Annotated in this window: 17 protein-coding genes; 2 read left to right on the top strand and 15 right to left on the bottom strand. The window is 39.1% G+C overall.

Annotation, left to right across the window (positions count from 1 at the left end; genetic code table 11):
* Window positions 1–7: 7 nt before the first annotated feature.
* From P2W72_RS02675 to P2W72_RS02665, 3 genes are read right to left on the bottom strand one after another with little or no spacing between them, the layout of a single operon-like run.
* The gene (locus P2W72_RS02675) at window positions 8–1348 is read right to left on the bottom strand and encodes a flippase (protein WP_276359336.1); all 1341 of its coding nucleotides are present in this window, start codon (window positions 1346–1348) and stop codon (window positions 8–10) included.
* Entirely contained in the window at window positions 1349–3160 is a 1812-nt protein-coding gene (locus P2W72_RS02670) for a glycosyltransferase (RefSeq protein WP_276359335.1), read from the bottom strand.
* Between the two features lie 11 nt (window positions 3161–3171).
* A complete protein-coding gene (locus P2W72_RS02665; RefSeq protein ID WP_276359334.1) occupies window positions 3172–4032 on the bottom strand; it encodes a glycosyltransferase family 2 protein in 861 nt (286 codons plus the stop codon).
* Between the two features lie 217 nt (window positions 4033–4249).
* On the opposite strand from P2W72_RS02665, the gene P2W72_RS02660 reads away from it, so the two are divergent.
* Window positions 4250–5416 carry a glycosyltransferase gene (locus P2W72_RS02660; protein ID WP_276359333.1) on the top strand — a complete coding sequence of 389 codons (1167 nt, stop codon included), beginning with the start codon at window positions 4250–4252 and terminating at the stop codon, window positions 5414–5416.
* A gap of 58 nt (window positions 5417–5474) precedes the next feature.
* Entirely contained in the window at window positions 5475–6212 is a 738-nt protein-coding gene (locus P2W72_RS02655) for a class I SAM-dependent methyltransferase (RefSeq protein ID WP_276359332.1), read from the top strand.
* On the opposite strand, the gene P2W72_RS02650 is transcribed toward P2W72_RS02655, so the two are convergent.
* The 12 genes from P2W72_RS02650 to P2W72_RS02595 form a co-directional block, all read right to left on the bottom strand.
* On the bottom strand, window positions 6213–7424 hold the full coding sequence (locus tag P2W72_RS02650) for a glycosyltransferase (RefSeq protein WP_276359331.1): 1212 nt from the start codon (window positions 7422–7424) through the stop codon (window positions 6213–6215). It abuts the gene before it with no gap.
* Window positions 7421–8044 (bottom strand): acyltransferase, encoded by a 624-nt coding sequence (locus P2W72_RS02645; RefSeq protein ID WP_276359330.1) that lies wholly within the window; start codon window positions 8042–8044, stop codon window positions 7421–7423. Before P2W72_RS02645 ends, P2W72_RS02650 begins: the two co-directional genes overlap by 4 nt.
* Window positions 8045–8055: 11 nt before the next feature.
* Complete coding sequence (locus P2W72_RS02640) at window positions 8056–9144, bottom strand: class I SAM-dependent methyltransferase (protein ID WP_276359329.1); 1089 nt, start codon at window positions 9142–9144, stop codon at window positions 8056–8058.
* Between the two features lie 13 nt (window positions 9145–9157).
* Complete coding sequence (locus tag P2W72_RS02635) at window positions 9158–10654, bottom strand: O-antigen ligase family protein (RefSeq protein WP_276359328.1); 1497 nt, start codon at window positions 10652–10654, stop codon at window positions 9158–9160.
* A 5-nt stretch (window positions 10655–10659) separates the two neighbouring features.
* Window positions 10660–10788 carry a hypothetical protein gene (locus tag P2W72_RS02630; protein WP_276359327.1) on the bottom strand — a complete coding sequence of 43 codons (129 nt, stop codon included), beginning with the start codon at window positions 10786–10788 and terminating at the stop codon, window positions 10660–10662.
* A 20-nt stretch (window positions 10789–10808) separates the two neighbouring features.
* Window positions 10809–11999, bottom strand: a complete 1191-nt coding sequence (locus P2W72_RS02625) for a glycosyltransferase (RefSeq protein ID WP_276359326.1) — start codon at window positions 11997–11999, stop codon at window positions 10809–10811.
* Window position 12000: 1 nt separating this feature from the next.
* The gene (locus P2W72_RS02620; protein ID WP_276359325.1) at window positions 12001–14196 is read right to left on the bottom strand and encodes a lipopolysaccharide biosynthesis protein; all 2196 of its coding nucleotides are present in this window, start codon (window positions 14194–14196) and stop codon (window positions 12001–12003) included.
* Window positions 14197–14201: 5 nt separating this feature from the next.
* Entirely contained in the window at window positions 14202–14879 is a 678-nt protein-coding gene (locus tag P2W72_RS02615) for a TolC family protein (RefSeq protein WP_276359324.1), read from the bottom strand.
* A 2-nt stretch (window positions 14880–14881) separates the two neighbouring features.
* Window positions 14882–15982: a sugar transferase gene (locus tag P2W72_RS02610; RefSeq protein ID WP_276359323.1), complete on the bottom strand. Its 1101-nt coding sequence runs from the start codon at window positions 15980–15982 to the stop codon at window positions 14882–14884.
* A complete protein-coding gene (locus P2W72_RS02605) occupies window positions 15969–16352 on the bottom strand; it encodes a response regulator (protein WP_276359322.1) in 384 nt (127 codons plus the stop codon). Before P2W72_RS02605 ends, P2W72_RS02610 begins: the two co-directional genes overlap by 14 nt.
* Window positions 16353–16697: 345 nt before the next feature.
* A complete protein-coding gene (locus P2W72_RS02600) occupies window positions 16698–17159 on the bottom strand; it encodes a rhodanese-like domain-containing protein (RefSeq protein WP_276359321.1) in 462 nt (153 codons plus the stop codon).
* Between the two features lie 62 nt (window positions 17160–17221).
* Window positions 17222–17800 carry a TlpA disulfide reductase family protein gene (locus P2W72_RS02595; protein ID WP_276359320.1) on the bottom strand — a complete coding sequence of 193 codons (579 nt, stop codon included), beginning with the start codon at window positions 17798–17800 and terminating at the stop codon, window positions 17222–17224.
* Between the last annotated feature and the right edge of the window lie 416 nt (window positions 17801–18216).

Here is an 18216-nt window from a genome sequence, read left to right as displayed (position 1 = left end):
TTCTAAATTAGTCAGCTTGTGATTTTTTGATGTATTTGCTGTAGAACTCAGGATAGAACCTCCATGCGTATACTATGGTATTGGCAATACTCACATTAAGCTCTTTTCTCAGAATGCTTTGCCCGATGCCAAATCCGATGATATGTGCAGTGAGTGTGGCATAGGCAGCGCCTAATACACCAAATTTGTTGATGAACAGATAATTAAGACCGATATTTATTGTGGTAACAAGTAATACAACTAAAAAAGTGAGTTTTGTTTTTCCTATTGAATCAAGGATATTTCCGAACTGTCTGCCGTAAGGAGTAAAAAGACAATAGAGCAGGGTAATATGCAGCAGGGGTATGGTGTCTTTATAATTTGCTCCGGCAATCAGGTTAACCACAAATCCTGAAAATAAGTAAAGGAAAAGGATTCCGGGTATGAGCAGTGCAATGAGTGTTCCTACAGATTTTTCATACAAATATTTAATGCCTTCTTTTCCTTCAGTATTGATACGTTTTGCACTCTGCGGAAATACAATCACCGCAATAGCATTAGTAGGTATATCAAGCAGATTGGTAAGTCGTACCGCCACATTGAATGCGCCTGCCTGTACCGGCGAAAGTATAGCACCCAGCATCATTTGATCTACTGTAACAGAAAGAATTGAGCTGATGGATGTTCCGAAAGCATATTTTCCATAATTGAACAGACGACTAATCCAGTTGCGGCAGCTTTTAAAGTTGATACTCAGGTATGGTTTAACCTGAAAATAAGCAATGAAAGCAGCTAAAGAATAATTGAACATCTGCATATAGATCAGATTAATCAATTCTATCCGGAATTTGAAAACATAACAGATAAGTACGTATACAAAAAAGCTGAATTGTAAAATGAAGGTGCTTATAAAGATGCTTCTGAATTTCAGATTGGCCTGCAGAATGCAGTTAAACTGGGTCAATATGCCTGAAATAATAAATGTAATACAATACATATTGAATATGGAAACCAGCTCGGGAGCTTTCCATAGAGCAGAAAGCAACTCCGAAAAACCAAGGTTTATCAGGATGCAAAATAATGTCAGAAGCCCGCTGATAGTAAATGAAGCAGCAATAATCCCCGGATGTTCTGCTTTTTCTTCCGATGCCAGGTATTTGATCAGTGCATTTTGAACGAGTCCACCCCGTACAGTTTCCAGAATGGTAACTGTAACCATAAATAAGGCCCAAACGCCATATTCGTTTTGACCTAAGAGCCTCAGCAGGATATAAAAGCTTCCAATACTGAAGAATACACCCAACAGATTCTGGAGCAGGGTAAAGAATCCCGATCTGATCCAATAGAGGTCTTTGTTCAGGATCTTCATTTATTCAGGGGAATATTTGCCTCTCAAAAGGTGATGGTCAATTAGTTCTACCAGCTGTTCATCGGTTATGGCATGATAAACAGCTGCTCCCGATAATTTGGGATATAACCTGGTATAGCATTTGAAATGGTGCTCGGGACCTTTTTTCGAGAGGATAATATTAATTCCGCCGAAGTAGCTGGCCAGTGTACCGGTTCCTCCATGTGTTGAGATAAAATGCGAAGCATTGGCATAAACCATCAATTGAAGATGATTAAAGTTATTTGCCTTTACCTTATTTTCTTTAAAAAGATCTTCCATAAGGATCACGTCCGGATGCTCATTCCTAATCCATTCAAATTCGTGAAGATCGTAGATTATACTATCATCATTTGCAATGTTCTGTGGTCTGGGCCGGTTGTAGATAATGGTAAATTTATTTTTTAGTTTTTTGATCATGGTATCCAGTACCGGAATACTAAAAAAGCTGACCGGAGCATCATCCCATTCCATATTATATCTGTTAGCGATAACCAGAATCGGTTTATTATAAACATAGATATTATTCCTGTATGTTTCTTTCATGGGAACCTGTGCCCATTTATTCATATCGTAATCATGGCTGTACAGGATTCGGGGTATCTCAAAATTGTAGTTCCCTTCATTGGAACGTTCATCAAAATTTTCCTCGTGGTTTGGAGAGAAAAAGTATAGCTCCCGGGTAAATTTAGAGGAGATGGTCTTATCCAAAGTTCCGTTCTGATAATGCCAGTAAGCAAATGGCAGAACAAACTGCAACTCAGGGGCAAATTCACCACTGAATGAGATTTGTTTGTATTTCTTTCTGAATATATAATCGCTGAACAGATATTTCAGCTGTACCAGACGGCAGTAATAGGTGTCTTTATAGAATTGTGCATATTCTCTGGCTGTTCCCGGGTATCTCAGCTTTACCCAGGCGCTGAGAAATTTATTAATTACAGCCTTTGAAAGGTCTATGAAGGCATTGTTTTTTTGCCTCAGTTTAGCAATATCTGATTTAATAGCAAAGCCATGATTAACTCTCAGAAACCTAAGGTCATAATTATAGCGGAATTGCCGGTAAATATCACGGATAAAGCTTATAAGCTTATTTTCGCTTAGCGTAAGTTTATTCCTGAACGTAGTGCTTGGTTCGTGTTCTGGATTAATCTGCTGAAAGAGACTTTGATAATCATTGAAGAATAAGCCTTTGCCGCGTTGCTGTATAAATGAAACGCACATTCGGTATTCAGAACGGTCAACGCTTACTTGCTCTGTATATTCTCCAAATTTTTCTATGAAATTCGAACGTCGTAAATGCGGGTGATCACTGTAGTAATAAATCTTCAGGTATTGAAGCGACCAGGGTTTATAAACCATTTCTGAAAAGCCCCGGTCAAAGGCTTTCAGATGCGGGTATCTGATATAAGCATAAAAACGGATGATGTCCAGATCTTTGTGCTTTTGCATGATCTCCAAAGCATCTTTGAAATGATCGCCGAAGGCCGGTAATGGAACAAAATCTTCCTGAACATAAAGCGTAAATGGACAGGTAACTGCTGCCTGTCCCTTGTTGATATTATTTCCAAGACCCTTATTTGAAGGGGTGGTAATCAGTTTAAAATGATATTCATTTTGAAGCTTTCTGACTGAGTTCAGATGTTCCGCCTGGCTGCCATCATCAGAAACCACAATTTCCCCGAAACTGTAACTTAGCTTTTTACATGCTCTTAAAAGGCGTTCAAGTGAATTGCTTCTGTTATAATGGGTAATCAGTAAGCAAACGTCTTTAAAGAAATAGGGTATTGTCATAGCCGGTATTGTCAGGATTTTTTTTCAGCATTCTTTTTTTCAGGTAATCTGGAATGTAAATTATAAAAAAAGCGCCTGAGTTCTTTGAACAGGCGGATGAAAAGAGCTCCGGATATACTTCCATCAAGTTCAAGTGTACGGGTACCCGTCCATATTCTGGCCCTGTTTTTCTTAACCTGTTTAATTTTTCCGTATTGCATCAGATCCAGACATAACTGTCCGTCTTCCCCTCTGCGGTTAACTTTGATGAAGCCAACTTTGAGCCCCGGTTCTTTTAAATAAGCCATACTCATTCCATAGGCATTAAAGTAAGGACGATTAACATGTCTGAATTCAGCGATAATGTCTTTCATCAGTTCAAATATGCTGAGCTTCCACCGGGGAAATCCGGGGCCACTAATGAAGGAATAACGACCGTATACACAAACTACTCCCGGCTGCTTCAATACTTTGATCATTTCATCAATCCAGCAGTCCGGATAAAGACAATCAGCATCACCCATCAGAATATATTTACCCAGGGCATTCTCCTGCCCCAGCTGACGGGCCGGACCACACCCCTGCACTTTTTCAACCAGAGATCTGATGTGAAGCTTGTCAAGTGTTTTTTGTGTCTTATCTGTTGAATTATTATTGACAACAAGAATCTCAAATGGGATAGAAGTCTTTATTTCCGAAAGGCTGGCCACACAGTTTAGAATGTTCATTTCTTCATTCCAGGCTGCGATAACAATGCTCACAAGCGGAGCCTTGCTTTGAATACGATCAAGTTTCAGGTTTATCTCATCGAAAACATAATCAGGTATTTCTTCAAATGCAGAAAAAGGATACTGAAACCGGCTTAACCAGTCTGGATTCTTGAAAAAATTCATTTTTCGATTTATGGTATCGTTTCCGGTTGTTGCGTTAAAAGTTTTGCTGATTATAGGACTAATCTTTAGGTTTCTTTATAAGAAACTAATTATCGATTGTCTGATTTTATTTAGCTTATAAATATAATTATAAACTGATTGAATTAAAACTCATTCGTTATCCTATAGAAATGCCCTGAAAATAGTTTAATTTGTCTCAAGGCTGTTGAGTATTGCTATGGCAAATAATTTAAAGGTTTATGTTTTAGGTCATTACAGGCCGGGTGCAGCAGACGGGCTGGGAGAATTTAACTTTCAGAATGTGAATATGCTGAAAGAAAGCATTGATTTTCACTTTCTGGAATTTGTAAATGATAAAGGGTCTCTGTATCATTTTTCTGCTCCTGAGGGACCGGTAATTGTTCACCGTTTCGGATCTCTGAATGTTTCCTTAAATGCTCTGCCGTCCGGGTTCAAATTCTGGTTGAAAGCTCAGGATTTTGAAAATTCGGTCTTTCACCTCAATCATATTTATAATGTAAGGAATTTCCTGGTGGCCCGTCTTCTGATGAGTATGAAAATTCCATACCTGATCACTCCCCATGATTCTTATGTTTACTGTAATGAGTTCAGATCAACACGTCCGCTTCTTAAACGATGGTACAGAGATTTGTTTGTAAGGTTAATTGATAAATATGTACTCGATCATGCTGCATTGATTCAGGCGCTGACACCCCGGTGCCTTCCCTGCCTTGCTTTAATCAGTAAAAATGAAGTTGTAGTTGTTGCGAATCAGGTGAGCGATCTGGGGCTTAGCCAGGATATGTCTGTAATAAAACCTGTATTCTGTTTTATAGGCCGTTCAGAGATTTACCAAAAGGGGATCGACAGGGCATTGAGAGGTTTTGCAAGGCTCAGAAATCTGAATCCGGATATAAAAGGATATCAGTTTAAGATTGTTGGTCCTGCTGATGAGGCTTCAGACCGGTTAAGACGCAGGATATGTATGGAAAATGATTTACTTCCCGGCAGGGATGTGATTCTTTGCGGGAGGGTGGAGGAGGTTGAGCGGAACAGAATTCTTACGGAGTCAATCGCATATATTCATTTGTCAAGATTTGAGGGTTTCGGACTGAGTGTAATCCAGGCTTTGTCGGCCGGTAAGCCTGTTATTATCTCCTCTCAGGTTCCAACTCATGATAAGATATCTGCTTATGGTGCGGGTTATGTTGTCAATACTGATGAAGAAGTTGCGGAAGCGATGGCTTCAGTAATTGCCTTGCCGGATGAAGAGTACAGGAAGATGGCCATGAATGCCAGGCTTTGTTATGAAAAGGAGTTTCATCCTGCTGTGATTGGTCCGCAATTACTGCGGCTTTATTATAAAGCAGCAGGCAAAATCTGATGTCATCCGGCTACTCCTGTTTTTTGTGTAATCAATAGCTTTAAGTATCTTAGTACTGATGAAATTAAGGAATCCAGATTCGAGATTTGACTTGTCTATAAAGGCAGATTATAAAGTACTGGAAATTGGTGGAGGGCATAATCCACACCCCCGGGCCAATATCATCGTGGATAAATTTGTGGAATCTAATTATCATCGCAGCGGTGATATCAAAGTGCTTACTCATCAGCAGTTCATCAACGCCGATGGAGAAGATCTTCCTTTTGAAGATAAATCATTTGATTATGTAATATGTGCTCAGGTTCTGGAGCATGTCAATGATCCGGTTCGCTTTCTTAAGGAGCAAACAAGGGTTGCATCTTCCGGATATCTCGAAACTCCCAATATTATCGGAGAGTTCCTGATTCCGAAAGAATCTCATCGCTGGATATTGCAGGAGATAGATGATAAGGTGGTGATGTATGATAAAGAGTACATCGGCTTTAAACCTATCATGGATTTTGGTTATGTTTTTCAGGAGTTTCTTCCCAAGCATTCATTAGGCTTTAAGATTATGCAGCAAACGCACGGTGATCTTACCTTAATGAAACTGGAATGGAAAGATGATATCGAAGTACTGGTTAATCCTGACAGTTCCTATTATATGGATTATTTTACAAAACCATGGGGAGAAGAAGCTTGTAAACGTTTTTTTGTTAACCGGTCGCTGGCCAGTGAAGGGGCTTCCAGCTTCTCGGCTTTTCTGGATATATGCCGTTCTGTATTTAAGAGTAAGATACTGAAAGTAAAATCCTGACTATTTCTGCTTTTTCTGAAGTTCTGCTGAGATTAGTTCAGCAATCTCCTGACCGCGTTTTTCCCATGTATTTTCAGCTGCAATAGTAAGTATAGCCTGTTTCAGGTGCGGATCATCTGATCTTAAGGCGTCTTCAATGGCATTGCTGAAAGCCTCTGCACTATCGCAATAGGAAACGAATCCATGAGTAAATTCCTCCAGGTCCGGATTGAAATTGCTTGCCACCACAGGTTTACCTGCACCCAGATATTCAAAAAGCTTGAGAGGAAAAATGGTTTTACTTACCCGGTCCTTTTTAAAAGGGATGATTGCCACATCGAATCCCCTGATCAATGCAGGCATATCTTCAAAGGGTAATCTTCCGATATAGTAAATATTCTCAGTTCTTAAGAACCATTCCGGTACAAATTCGGGGATTAGCTGACCGGCAAAAATAAAACTCTTGTCTTTGTTTGCTTCTGCTACAGTGCGTATAAGTTCAAAGTCAAAGCGTCTTTCAATTGCACCTGTATAGCCTATACGGGGCTTTTTAATAGAGGATAGTACAGGGTGTATTTCGAGCTCATCACTTAGCGCTTTTGAACTGTGGATTAAGTCTGCTGCATTCGGAATAAAATAGGTATTGCTGTTCTGCCGCTTCTTTTCTTCATAAAGCTGTCGGCTGGTACAGATCACTAAATCGCTTTTGGCTACCAGTTCATTCTCAGATATAATCCCGTGTTTCATATCGTAAGGTATGATCATAGGATCTACGCAATGGTAAATGCTCAATGCTGGTTTCAGGGCGTCTGCAATCCGGGGATAATGGAAATTGAATGAATTGATATAAATGAAATTAGAGATGCCCTTTAGTTTGATCACCCTGCTAATACGGTCTCTGATAATTTTCTCATTGATCTTCAGCAAAGCCCGGTATAATTTACCTTCGGGCAGAAAGTTAATGCTCATCACCGGAGGACAGATAATGATACTCAGATTCTCAATGTCTCCGGGAATGAGTCCATCTGAAAACGGAGAGAAAAAACGCTTTCTGAATCGGATTTGTTTACTGCCCCATTGTTGTACATAATCCTTCCAGGTGATCGGATAATCAATATAATAAACCTTATTGTTTTTGGCCAGCTCTCTGGCAATGTTGAAGCTGGTGGACTGATCAGGGCCGTCAAATTTTGAGGTTCCCAGAATAAAGATATGCTGGTTCTTCAGGATCATGAATTCTTAATCTTTTCCCAAAGTCCGGTTTCCTGATTATAGCGTTTGATGATCTTTGCCGGATTACCTGCAGCAACACAATACTCTGGCAGATCTTTGGTAACTACACTGCCCGCACCAACAACGGTATGTCTGCCGATACTTACTCCGGCAGTAATTACTGAATTTGCACCAAGCCAGACATTTTCGGCAATACGGATCGGGGATGTACTCACTTTTTGCATGGTTGGGGGTGTGTGAATATCCTCATAGCTGTGGTTCATTCCTGAGATGACCACATTTTGTGCAGTCATCACATGGTCTGCAATTTCAACGGGTCCAATGATTACATTGGAAACACCTATGAATGAACGATTGCCGATCGAAACATCGCCAACACCATTATTGATTGTAGTAAAATCTTCGATGACAGAATAATCTCCAAGAGAGAATTTTTTATAGGGAAAAAGATCCATCTTGGTTCTTCGCCTGATGATGGAGCCCTTGCCTCTGTGATGTTTCAGCGGGTTCAGAAACATTCTTACCCATAAACGTGGCCGGTATTGATTGGGTGCAATCATAGCCCAGCGTGCTGCCTTTTTCAGGGAGTCATTGGAGCGGATTATGGAGGTAATTGACATGTCGTCTGATTTTATTTTTCAAAAATAAACATTGGATATTCACCCTTCCGTCCACAAAGCCCGGGTTCTTTTTCTTCCTTATTGTATACCCAGTTCAGAATTTGTTTCCCGAACAAACCAGAGTGGATATAATATCGCATAAAAGGTACACTCAGGCTTCTCCATACAGCTAATTTGAAAGGCGGAAGCTGTTCTGAGAAAAATTTATAGGTATGGGCATAAAAATAAAGCCTTTTCTTCGGGGCTTCTCCTCCAGAAATTTTTGCTGAAAGGCTCAGTATACGATTTTTTAGAAATACAAAGGCTCTGAATGGCAGCAGGAAAAAATTCATCCATTGGGAGTGTTTATACCAGTCGTAAACTACTACTCCCTTCCCTTTGTTTGCCAGCAGACGGTATAATTCACGGATAGCTAATACCTGTTGCTCTTTGGGAATATGATATATTGTGTTCAGCGATACAAAGCCGTCCATTACCTTATCTTTAAATGGCATATTGCACATATCTGCAAGTATGTATATTCCACGGTCGCCCAGTTTTTTTCTGGCTTCAGAAAGAGCCTGAAACGAGAAGTCGACACATACCCGGTATTTATACCCGGCTGAGTATTGCAGGTAATCGTCAAACTGTAAAGCCCCGGATGCAGCATCCAGCATATAAAGTCCATTCGGATTTAAATATCTGGCAACACGGTTATGGCATTTTTTCAGATATTCTTTCGACACATCTCTCAGATCTTCATAAATAACAGCATCTTCATAATTGCCTTCCTCATCAGTAAACCAACCTTTCTGATTATAGAAGTCCTGAACCAGCTGTTTGTTTTTGTCAACCGGGAGTTCATTGATAAAATCAACTGAGCGGGTTAAAGCCAGATCCTTCAGCAGAATTACAATTCCATTAATGACCGGATAGATATAGGTACGGTTTAGAGTGATAAGACCTGTTTCAATTCCTTTATCCCTGAGCTGTCCATTGACCTGCCAGAGCTGCCCCCTGTCTGCATCCCGGTTGATTTCCATTATCTCATCTGATCCAAGAACCTCAAGATCCTGTCCGCTAATGGGGCATTTCAATATGCTGATCCAATCTGAATTCATTTTCTAAATTTAATTAATGTCTGATACTGCCTCCAATGGTATTATTATTACCGGCTATAAGTTTTCTTTTTTCCTTGTCGAGCTGGTAAGTTGCATTGATTAATGCAGCGACCAGAAAGAAATAAACATTCAGTGGGTATTGAGTAATTGCTTCCTGTGGGTAATTGCCTATCGTCAGAGCATAGACCATCAGCACCATAGCCAGGCAATAACTCTTTAGTTCCGGGTCAAGTATTTTAAAGTAATTAGAGATTCCCGTTTTAAGAATCATGAATAACAGCAAACAGAATAAAAATAATCCTACCCAGCCCATTTCTACAGCTACCCTTACATAACCACTGTCGGGGGGGAAAGATGCAAGGAATGATCCCGGCGAAAATTTTGCTCCCCAAACACCTGTTGAACCTAATCCTCCTCCAATAGGATGAGTCAGGATATAAGGCTGTATCATTTTCTGATTTCTTGCCCTTACGTTGAAGGAGGCATCATCAGAAGGTTTGAAGGCTGATTGGAAACGGTACAATGCCGGATTACTGGTAGGCATGAATATCAGTACAGCCATGATCAGACCGGCAGCTGAGGTGGCAAGCAGGATTTTTTTATTAAATACAAGTATTGTTAACATGATCATAGATGCAGGCAGCAAAACGTATGCACTGCGGGTTCCTGAGAAAAGCATATTGGTTAGAAAAAACATGGTCATACAAGCCAAGATGAACTTTTTGAAATTGGATATCGGGCTGAACATCAGTCCGATGCAGAGCAGGCTGCTCAGTATCATATTGTATGAAAATGCTGTGGGATCTGAAAATATAGAAAACTTTCTCCAAACACCATTGATAAAAAGCAGATCCATGATCAGCGGATCAGAATAGAGATAGGCTTCCTCATAAGCGAAGAAACCTATGAATTGTTGTTTGAATCCAAATGCTGCGGCGAAAAGACTTAAACCCAGCCAGAGCTTAATAATCAGTCTGATAAATTTGATATCGCGAATATGATAGCTGAACACGAAATATGTCAGCATGACAATTGCCATACTGCGGATAGTGTACAGCCAGGCCATTTTAGACTCAGCAACAGGGTTAAATACAAGAATGAAATTATAGATAATCCAGATGATAATCATGATGCTGATCGGGCTGCTCAGGAATGACCAGTCTGGTCTGTATTTTAGCTGTATAAACAGACCTGCGATCAGAAGGGCAAGCAGCGCATCCATGATGGTTCCTAAAGGGAAATTAATAAGATCCATTCGAAGAATCCACATGATCAGGTAAGCGGCAATCAGTAAAACCGTTATACCGAACCTGGGTTTTGCAATGATTCCAAATGCTATTGGCGGCCCGATCATCAGAACAAATATGATTGCAGCTCCTTTGATTTGCATACTTTTGATCACATAGGCAAAAACCAGCGATATAACTAATAGCATAGCAAATCCTGCAGGTTTTGCTAAAAGCCTGAATGCAGTGCCAATACCTTTAAAGCCGGGCCTGATCGAAATCATATTTCTTACAAGAATAAAATTTTAATAAAAAAGAAAAATACGGTAATGAATGCAAGTGCCAATGAGCCATACTTGCTGATCAGGAGAAATATCTCGGCACTTGTCATTTTATCCTTGATGTGATTGTATCTCATACGAATAAAAATAATTGGTTTTAAATTCCCTCTGTATTTTTAGGGTGTACATGTCTCGTAGCTATTGATATTTTATTTGCAGATCTGATCTTAAGCAGGGAAAGAATCTGAAAAAATATGAATCGTGGAATTCCTGACAAAGCAAGGTATATTCTGTGATCTGTCCCTTTTTGAACTATACTGAGTGCAAAGCCTGTTATAAAGCAGATCAGTGAAAAAAGCCATATAATGGCTGTTGCAGGGCTAATAAAGGCATTGATCAACAGACATATCAAAGACAGGATCAGGAAGATAAACAGGGGAGGTCTTAACATAATTATACTGAACAGAAATTGATTCAGGTTTGTATTGCTGATCCCTTTTCTGAGTAATGTGAATCCGTTAGAAAAGTATCTGAACCATGAATTAATCCATCGTGAACGTTGCTTTACCAGTTGCTCAGTTCCGGATGTTTTTTCATCAAATACAATTGCATTTTCTGCAAAGGCGATTCTGTAACCCTTACTTACAAGGACGTATTGAAGGAATTTATCGAAGCCGGCACCTTTAATCGGATTGTTTTTAAGTGCCTCAATATAGAGACTGCTGCTGAAAGCCATTCCTGATCCCGATAGGGTAGCAGAGGACCCCAGTCTGAACAGAATCTTACCATCATAGAAGTGATAGTACATATCTCTTGCTGCATCTAATGCCGCAATGGTACTGTCAAGGTTTTTAGCTTTCCTCAATCCCTGTACTGCATGGAAATCTCTATCGAACCAGTAGTCGAGTGCTTTCAGGTAATTCCTGTCTACCAGATTGTCACTGTCGATGATGGTCAGTCGCTCATGCTGCCGTTTAAAGTGGTTGATTGCATAAAAATGAGAACCTGTATTGCTGGCCAGAACTTCCGGGGGGCGTAAAATGATTACCCGATCTTTATCGAATTGCAGTGCCGAAACATCGCAGTTATCAGCCACAACATAAACCAGGTAATTATTGTAATCGAGTTTCAGGATTGAAGCAATGACAGCCGGTAAGAGCTCTGTCTGCTCATAAGCTGTAACTATGATGGCATAGTCATGTTCTGATACCTCAGTTCTGACAAATGCAGGTTTTTTAAATAATCCGGTGATTTTATAAAAAAAAAAGAGTAGCAGAGGTAAAATGAGATTATATCCGATCAAAATCTGGAGCAAAGTCCATAAAAATATGATGAAAGGATACAGCATATTAATCTAAAACATTTGCATGATCTATTTTATTGCTCACTTTTCCCTGTTGTTTTACCTTGTTCAGAATCCAGCCGATAAACTGGCCGTTCAGGGAAGTCAGGAAATTAATATGCTGATTTTTAATTTCATTGATGGTCTGTTCAGCTTCAAAGACACTGACAGTCTTATCCGTAAAGAGAATCCATTCTTTGGCTTTGTTAAGCGCATCCAGTGGAGGGGTCTCTACAAGGATCACATCAAACCGGGAACGCAGCTGTTCAAGTCTTTCCAGAATGGTTTCTTCATCACTGACTTCGAGCAATGATTTATCACCACCATGATTTCCCATGACCGTAATCCCCGAATTTAAATTTATATTTTCAAGGCTTCCACTATTCAGAAAGTCTTCCAGAAAAAATTTAGTATTTGAATTTCTGGTGATGGAAGGGTTGTCGAAATTACCGTCGATCAGTAATACCTTCTTATTTACCATAACATAGGTATAAGCGATACATGCAGAAATCAAAGTTTTCCCCTCGCCTTCAGAGATACTGGTAACACTTAATACCTGTCCGCGGTCTGAAGTTCTTGCCAGTTCTCTGTTTACCTCGAATCGGGTGGAGCGTAATTGCTTTTTAAATTCACGCATCTCAGGTGTTCCGTGAAGGTTCTTCCAGATGCCTTTGAGGTCGAGGGTGGATTTTCCAACAAGATTCAGGTAACCCAGTACGGGAGCCTTGGTAAGTAATACAAGGTCTGACGGAACTTTAATCCGGTTATCAAGGAAGAACATGATGAACAGAACAATCACACAGAATATACCACTCATGATACCGCTGATAATAACAAGAAGCATTTTCTTTGATGGCAGCGGAAGTCCGGGCATTGCAACCTGTGCCTGTCTGAGTTTAACCGGAAACTCAGCTTCCATGGTTACTTTATTGTATTGTGCCAGAAGATCCTGATACTCTTCGCTTCCGGTTTGGATATCCCGTTCAAAAGTTTGAATTACAGCCTCATGAGGAACAAGTCTTTCAAATTTGCTGCTCATTTCGCTGAGCTGTTTTTTCAGAGAGTTCAAACCGTAAACAGTACGATCCAGTTCAATCTGCAGCTCAAGCTTTTTCTGTATGAGCTGAGCTTTGGAGTTCATCGGATTATCTGTGTATTTATCTGAAACTGTATTTATCTGATTGCTGATTACCTGCTGGATGGAGTCGATAGAGTTTTTATACTTTTCATCAAAATCACTCTTGGTGTATTTATCCTGCAGGGCATTCAATTCAGCGCGTGTGCCAATGATTTTTTGATTCAGATTGGTAAAAGTCGACTCCATATAGCGGCGATCTTTCGGGTCGAATTTTTTATCAATATTTGCTATGGTCCCTTTTAATGCTACAATATCTTTCTCTGCCTGCTGCATTCTTAATTCATAATCTGCTGTTTGAGTATAGATTTGTGAGGATTGTTCATTCAGATTCAGAATCCGGTTTTTTATTTTATACTCGCGTAGTCCGGTTATGCGGGCCTGCAAAGTGTCAGATTTAACTTTCAGAAGATTTTTGAGGAAGTTTACTGATGAGCGCTGATTTTCCTTTACCAGAATGGTATAATAATCTGTAAACTCATTGGATAGGGTATTAACTACAAAAGCAGATAATTCCGGATTTTCTGATTGATAATCAATAAAAATAAAGTCTGTAGTACCGGCACGATAAACAAGAAGATCGTTTTTCAGGGATAATTCATCATATCCCATTGACCCCAGAACGCGATGCAGACCTTCTTCATCTGCATTTCTTAAGTTTAATCCCTCTTTTTTAGCATATTTTTCCTTGAAAACACTTAAAGCATGCTTTTGGGCTTCAAGATTCAGTGTTTTTAATAAGTCGCTGGGCTCTCTGAAGGGTTTGGAGGTAAGATCGTGGATAATCAGCTCGTATGAAACCAGATCAACCATGCTTTTGGATTGCATGATCTGTACCATATTGATGAATTTCTGGTTGATACGGTTTTCCTGAAGTACACTTGCCTCAGAAAGTGCCATTTGCTGGGTCTCATCAACTATTCCTGTTGCAATCTGAGCCTGTGCAGGGTAAACATCAGGCAAATTTCTAACTATATAAAAAGTTACCATTACCGTAATAAGCGGAATGGTTATTAATACAAATTTGTAACGCAATAAAAGATCAATAAATTTTTTAATCTCTTCCATGAACCTTATTGAACTTCCTCGATCTTTTTGGTTAATAACTCCTCAAGTGATGCTTTAGCGATTAAAAAATTTGATTCAGCTGTGATTTTAGACTGCAGGGCACCTGAATATGACATTTGTGACATACTATATTGCTCAAAGGTAGCTTCACTTTTTTCGTATTTTGTTTTGATTTCCCTGCTGATATTAAGGGCGTCGGATGATATCTTGGATTGCAGACGCAAATTGGACATTGCCTGTATATAAGCGAAATAACGCCTCTTAACTTCTGTTTCCAATGTCAGGTGGTATTCTTCAAGGTCGTACCGGGCAATTTTTACGCTTTCTTTTGCCTGTTTTACATTACCCGGTTTTTGCAGAAAGGAGCTTAAGTTAACATTAAAAGCTACCTGATACCCGTTAAAGAATTGAGGAACGATAACATTTAATGTATTATTTGGGTTGTATATATATGAAAATGAAAAGGCATCCAGCCAGGAGAGCTGCTCCTGCCCAACGGTGGTCTTTGCAGATTTTATCCGGCTCTCAAAACTATTCATACGTGGATAATTTTCTTTTGCTGTTGCAATCAGTTTTTCCAGAAAAACATAGGAGATTTCGGTCATCATAGATTCCTGGGCCCTGGTGTAGCTGATTTGCAGAACAATTGAAAGAGCTGTTAATAAAAAATACTTCCTGAACATGCTTAAAATCTTTCTTTATGTAATATAACAGGTATAGTTTTAATCAATATTTCCAGATCGAACCAGAAAGAATATTTAGATGCGTAAAAGTTATCAAATTTTTTTCGTTCCCGTTCAGAAATGTCTCTTTTCCCTCTGCTTTTTATTTGCCACAGTCCGGTAACACCTGCCGGACCCATAAATCGCATCGACCATTCATTTGATGTAAGCATTTCAGCCTCATAAAGCGGTAGCGGGCGGTTCCCTACCAGCGACATGTCTCCTTTCAGAACATTAAACAGTTGGGGCAGTTCGTCAATACTGGTTCTTCTGATAAAATGCCCGAATCTGGTAACACGCGGGTCATCCATCAATTTTACAAATGCAGCTTTTTTCTGCTCCTCATCTTCGTTATCATCTTCTGTCTTATATAAATTCAGTCCGGTAAGTTCTTCCAGTTTTTGTTCGGCATCAGAATACATGGACCTGAATTTATAGAAATTAAAAACCCGATATCCGGTGCCTACCCTTTTGCTTTTGTAGATTATTGGTCCGCGGGAATCCAGTTTAACAATAATGGCAGTAAGCAGCAGAACCGGAGTCAGGATTAAAATGGATAGTGATGCAATGATAAGATCGAACAGTCTTTTACCAAATGGTAACTCATATATTATATCCTCGTTTTCCAGAATTGAAAGAGAGGGTTTAATGAGTTTAAACTTTACCAGAAAACTCAGCCTTTCAACCAGGTGTTCAATTGGAAAAGGAATGACATAGTAATCATGTACCTTTAATTTAAGCGCTTTTGCTTTCCATCCTTTAACCTCTTTGGGGCCGATAAGAACGATAATCAACTCACGCCAAAGCGGATTTTTTTTGATTCTTTCGATAAATGTAAAACAGTCTCCATCCGAATCAGTCTCCATTAAAACAACATCCGGAAGCGTTAAAATAGATTGATTACTGAGATGTTTGTGAAGTTCATGAAGAGAGTCAGTTTTGCAGATCCGGAATTCGGCAGGAAGATTATTTACTATGTTTTTAGTTGCAGGAGTACCCATATAAGTAACACTTAGATGCATTCCTATATTAAAGGGGGGACTGTACTGCTTAGTTTGTAACATCTTGCTGTAAAAGGGCTTCGGCTATTGATGATTTTAATTCAGATGGATTAAAAGGCTTTTTGAAATAACAATCGGCCCGAAATGGCATCTGAGCAACAATCTTTTCAAGGTTATCAGCGCCCGAAAGTAAAAAAACAGGGGTGTTCCTGTAAAATCCACTAATCTTTAAATTTCGGATGAATGAGCCTCCATCTATGTATGGCATTTCAAGGTCAGAAATGATTAGAGCAGGATCATTGCCATCCTCCAGCCATGAAATAGCATCTGCACCATTTTGTTTAATGATCAAGTCATAATCCTTTGATAAGATAAAGTTGAGCAGTTTTAAAATGCTCAGTTCATCATCAACAACGAGAATTTGTTTTTTCATAAAACATGAATGATCGCTGGTTTTTTACTCAATAGAGAAATTTTATTTCATTATTTAGTAAAAATACTTAATAAATTGGTATTAAAATTAATCTTAAGAATAATAAAATAATCAAATTGTTCAGCCAGAATATACTGCAATGCCAGTGCCATAATTATTAAATAGCTTCTGAGTCTTTGCAGAATAAGTTGTGGAAAAATATCCGGATTCTGTGTGGAATTATTTCTACAGATGTGGCAAAATATTGACCAGAGGGCTGAGAGTTCCCCGTATTCAGATAAATGAAAAGCCAGGCTGAATCTAATTTAAGCAGGCTTTATCCTAATTGTTTGATTTTTATTTAAATTATTTTTTGGCCATTGGATAACCTTTATCAATCCAGTTCTGTTTGAGGTTGGTTGGAATATTCAGCAATTTACCATTACTGTAACCCATACTTTTCATCAGATTAAACGCCGGACGAATGTTTGGGCATTTTTCAAAAGGGCAGCAGCCGCAATAAACTACTACCTGAGCAGACTTTGGAAGTTTTGATAACTCTTGTCTGAATTTATTGAGATTCTCCTTGTCGCTTGCTCCGCCAATATTTTTAGCCCCTTTGATATCTTCTACTACTCCGATATTGAAAATATATGCTTGTTTAGCCTTCGGATTTGCAATCGAAGCAGCAAGATCGGCAGGCTGCATAAGGTCTTTTTGTGTCCATGTATCTCTCTTATCTAATGATTGTCTGGGGTTAATTCCCTGAGCTTTAAGACCTGAGCCTGCCATTAGCAGGATGAATAGTGCGAAAAATACGGTTTTCATGTTTTTATTATTCTTTATATCCAAAAGTAATCATTTTTTTTGTCCGCGAAACGGGCTAATACTTAAGGGATAAGGGTGTTGATGAAATTTACCATCTCCTGACTGTCATAATCTGCCATACCACTATGTCTGAATACAATTTTCCCTTCTGAATTTATAATTACAGTGGTAGGTAATGTGCCATTGAAAAGTATCTCCGGTATTGGTGAATCTGCATTATAAACCTGTAGGTTCATTTTCCGTTTTTGCATATATCTTACTGATGCATCCATCTTATTATCTACATCAACCATCACAAATTTGACTTTGCTCTTGTCGGTAATTTTGGATGAAAGTGCGTTTATCGATGGCATCTCTGCCCGGCATGGAGGGCACCAGGTAGCCCAGAAATTAATGAAGTAAACCTTTCCTTTATCCCTGCCAATATTTATAACCTCTCCATCCTGCGATCTGAAAATTATTTCAGGAGCAATCATATTATCCGAACTCTCAGAATCAGGTGCGTCGGCATTGTAGAGACCTGTTAACAGTAAGCCTTTAATCAGGATAGTTCTGGCATCGTTGCTGAAGAATAACAGTGCCGTAAATGAGAAGAATAGTATGTTGCTGATATTGGATCTAAGGAATTTCAATAGGTTCATTTCGAAAGTTTTAACTTTTGTAAAATTAGTTTCTGGAATGGACAAGCTGTGTAACATGAGTCACACTATGTAGAGCAATTTATACAACTTATTACACTTTAAATGGAATTATGAGTTCTTTCAAACTTTTCATAAGTCATTAGTTTGCAATTTTTTACAAATTAAAATTCTCCTGCGGCATTGATTTAAGCTTTTTTTCGGAACCGCTGATCAATTGTGACTTAAGTCACAATGATTTCTATACGTTTGGTCTAATTTTCACTTATCAAACTGAACCCAATATGATTATTATTAATCATCAAAGGCTCCATCCCTCACGTGCGGGATTAAAAACAGGAAAAATGAACAGATGAAGCGAACATGAGATTTTAGCACACACAGGGGCATGTAAATAAGAGTTGGTAACTTTCTACAAA

Origin of the sequence: Daejeonella sp. H1SJ63, from assembly GCF_029360775.1 — a bacterium.
Lineage (GTDB): Bacteria > Bacteroidota > Bacteroidia > Sphingobacteriales > Sphingobacteriaceae > Daejeonella.
Note: the sequence above shows the minus strand (reverse complement) of the source record. Positions and strands in the feature narration are given on the sequence as shown.